Origin of the sequence: Synechococcus sp. R8-2 (assembly GCF_047461715.1) — a bacterium.
Lineage (GTDB): Bacteria > Cyanobacteriota > Cyanobacteriia > Thermostichales > Thermostichaceae > Thermostichus.
The window spans coordinates 1-3,118 of the sequence record NZ_JANSHQ010000124.1 but is presented as its reverse complement, the minus strand read 5'-3'; the positions used below and the strand labels follow the sequence as shown (position 1 = coordinate 3,118).

Here is a 3,118-nt window from a genome sequence, read left to right as displayed (position 1 = left end):
ATCGGTTTCCTCTGGCGCTCAGGCATTGTAGTCATTCCAAACGAGATTGAGACACTCCCGCTGCCGCCCAAACGCTTCGCGCCGCTGCCGCGACCCCTCTCCCAGGGGGAAAAGGATTGGTCTGCTGGCTTGACTTCCCAGAGGTGCCTAGGATTCGGAACACCTGTGCGCCGAGAAAGAAATTCTTAAAAAGCCTTCGCCAGCCACAAAACCGCATTTAGGATTGGCTTCGAGGAATAGTCAGCGAGTAACCTGCGTCTTTGTTTCCAGATGGCCCGATACCAAGCCGGCTAGGCTTTTTCAGCCCAGCCTCTTTTTCAGTGCAGATGCTCGAGCCGTCAGCCCAGTCTTTGCTATGCCTTCAACTGCAATGGATTCTTCGATCTTTCATCAATCCCAACCTTCTTCCCAGCGGAATCCTGTGCTCTCAGACAAGCTTTCCCTGCGTATGGGACAAGCCCTACTGGGGTTAGCATTGGCCACTTGGCTGCTGATGGGGTTAGGCAGTGCCACCCGCGTCATGAATGCTGGGCTGTCCTGTCCAGATTGGCCCCTTTGCTACGGGGCAATTGTGCCCAGCCAGCAGATGAACCTACAAGTCTTTTTGGAATGGTTTCACCGCATGGTGGCTTCTGGGGTAGGCTTGGCTACGCTGGTTCTGATGGGGTTTGCTTGGCTGAAGCGTCAGGCATTGCCCACTTGGCTGCCCTGGGGTTTGAGCTGGGCTTTTGTTCTGGTCTTGATGCAAGGGATCCTGGGTGGGCTGACGGTCACGGAGCTGCTGCGCTTTGATATTGTGACGGCCCACTTGGGCACGGGCCTGCTGTTTTTTGCCACTTTGCTCACCCTGGGATTACTGATCTGGACAAGAGCCGGTTCTAAGGACTCCATCCTGCCGCTGCGACTGGGTGAAGGGCCATTTTCCGTCGGCTACTTGCCTTGGCTGGGCTTGGGGGCGGTGCTGCTGGTGTATGTCCAGAGCCTTCTGGGCGCCTTGGTGGCCTCCCAATGGGCTTTGCATCAATGCTTTGCTGCCGGCGAGCTGTGCTGGGTGATGAATAGCCACTTGCTGGGGGTTGCTCCGGCCACCCTTGGGGTGTTGGCGGTAGCGGTGGCCACCGGGCTGCGGCGCAAGCGGATCCCCCGCCTTCTCAAGTTCTTGGGCCATGGGTCTGTTGGCCTGCTGTTGGCCCAGGTGGGGATCGGTGTTTTGACCTATCATTACCGGCTGCAGGTAGAACCCCTAACGGTGGCCCATCAGATGATGGGGGCAGCTTTGCTGGCCTGTCTGCTGGGTTTTACGGTGCTGGCCTGGCGAATGCGAACCCAGGGGGAAGAAGGCCAGTGGATGGCCATGACCGCAGAAATGACCGGTGAGTGAATTTCATGCAAGATAGCGTTTTAGTCGACCGTCAGGCTTCCTACCAGAACCCGATGGGGGGGATCCCCTCTGAGCAGAGCCCATGTGCTCTGGGGTGCGAGCGCCAGGCGCTTGTCCAGGTTTTGCGCAGCTACAGCCAGTTGGTGAAGCCCAAGATCATCGCCCTCTTGCTGATGACGACGGCTGGGGCCATGTGGATGGCAGGCAACACCGACCCGTTCAGGTTTTTCATCACCCTTTTGGGGGGAGGAATGGCGGCGGCGGCAGCCAACGTCATCAACATGGTGTATGACACCGATATCGATCGGATGATGGAGCGAACCCGTCATCGCCCCTTGCCTTCCGGTCGAATCCGAGCGCAGGATGCTCTGATTTTTGCCGGGATCCTGGCTTTGACTGCTTTTGGGCTGTTGGCCACGTTCACCAACCTGCTGGCTGCCAGTTTGGCCATGGTGGGGATCCTGGTGTATGTGGGGGTCTATACCCACTGGCTGAAGCGTTCCAGCACGCAAAATATTGTCATCGGTGGAGCGGCAGGAGCGATCCCACCTTTGGTGGGCTGGGCAGCAACCACAGGCGAGCTCAGCTGGGCCGCGTGGGTGATGTTCGCCATCATCTTTTTGTGGACTCCACCCCACTTCTGGGCTTTGGCCATTCTGAAGCGGGAAGACTATGCCCGTGCCGGGGTGCCGATGCTGCCGGTGGTAGCGGGCGAAAGACTCACTGCCGCACAGATTTTGCTCTACGCGCTGCTGATGGTTCCGGTCAGCCTGTTGCTGGTTTACCCCTTAGGGATGCTGGGATCCTTTTATCTGAGCGCGGCGGCGCTGCTGGGATCCCTCTTGGTTTGGAAGGCGGTGCAGTTGCTGCAGGATCCCTGCGACCGAGATCGGGCGGCCTCGCTCTTCACGTTTGCCAACCTGTATCTGCTGCTGTTGTGCGGGGCCATGGGTCTGGATAGGTGGTCGTTAACCCACATCCTCTGGAGCCAGGCCACTGCGTCCCTCCAAGGGATTTACACCACCCTCATAGCGCTGGCCAGCTGACTTGCGCGAATGGGGGATCCCTGGGTTGATAACCCCCGTTGGCCAGCCGGTTTTTCCTCAAAATTGCGGCCCATTCTCAGAGAGTGACACTCCATACCGTGCAGGGTAGAATGAGCTAATCATTAGCCAAGCAAGACACACCCGGCCATGACCAATGAGGAAATTGAGACGCGGTTTGTCCAGTTGGCCGAAGCTGTGACCAGGGTGGCCAATACAGTTGCCCAGGTTACCGATGCTCAGCTTGCCTTGCAGACCCTTTCAGGGCGTCTCGCCGAAGTCGTCCTGGAGTTAAGGCAGGAAGTGCGAGAATTGCGGCAGCGGCAGGCCGAGTCGGATCAACGCTTTGAGGTTCTCCTTCAGGAAATCCGCTTCTTAATCCGCCGTCAGGGAGAGGGGCAAGCGTGAGTTGGGAAATCGCCTGGTGGAAGCCCCTGAGATAGGTCAGGATCCTCTCCGTGGAAAGGGTGAAAACAGCGGAGGATCCCTTGCTGCCTAAGGTTTGCTCCCAAGCAGAATACTTTCATTATTTCAAACAGCAATGAAACGGCTTGCTGCGTCGATCCCTAACTCCCCTCTCCCAGGGGGAGAGAAGAAGCCCAGAAGCCTTGCTGGATAGGACTGTCTGGGCTTGGGGAGATGTTGCTGAACCGTTTCGCAACGCATAGTCACTTATCTCACCGTCAAGGTGAAA

Annotated in this window: 3 protein-coding genes; all 3 read left to right on the top strand. The window is 57.7% G+C overall.

Going from position 1 to position 3,118, the window contains the following annotated elements; all coding sequences use genetic code 11:
- Positions 1-448: 448 nt before the first annotated feature.
- The 3 genes from NW819_RS03490 to NW819_RS03480 all read left to right on the top strand — a co-directional run bounded on the left by NW819_RS03490 (position 449) and on the right by NW819_RS03480 (position 2,832).
- Complete coding sequence (locus tag NW819_RS03490; RefSeq protein ID WP_414329307.1) at positions 449-1,381, top strand: COX15/CtaA family protein; 933 nt, start codon at positions 449-451, stop codon at positions 1,379-1,381.
- Positions 1,382-1,434: 53 nt separating this feature from the next.
- On the top strand, positions 1,435-2,427 hold the full coding sequence (locus NW819_RS03485) for a heme o synthase (RefSeq protein WP_414351553.1): 993 nt from the start codon (positions 1,435-1,437) through the stop codon (positions 2,425-2,427).
- Positions 2,428-2,574: 147 nt separating this feature from the next.
- Positions 2,575-2,832: a hypothetical protein gene (locus NW819_RS03480; RefSeq protein ID WP_414330173.1), complete on the top strand. Its 258-nt coding sequence runs from the start codon at positions 2,575-2,577 to the stop codon at positions 2,830-2,832.
- Positions 2,833-3,118: the final 286 nt, after the last annotated feature.

Bases quoted from the DNA above. Each gene is read 5' to 3' on its own strand.
- NW819_RS03490 (WP_414329307.1), top strand. From the start codon at position 449: ATGGGACAAGCCCTACTGGGGTTAGCATTGGCCACTTGGCTGCTGATG.
- NW819_RS03485 (WP_414351553.1), top strand. From the start codon at position 1,435: ATGGGGGGGATCCCCTCTGAGCAGAGCCCATGTGCTCTGGGGTGCGAG.
- NW819_RS03480 (WP_414330173.1), top strand. From the start codon at position 2,575: ATGACCAATGAGGAAATTGAGACGCGGTTTGTCCAGTTGGCCGAAGCT.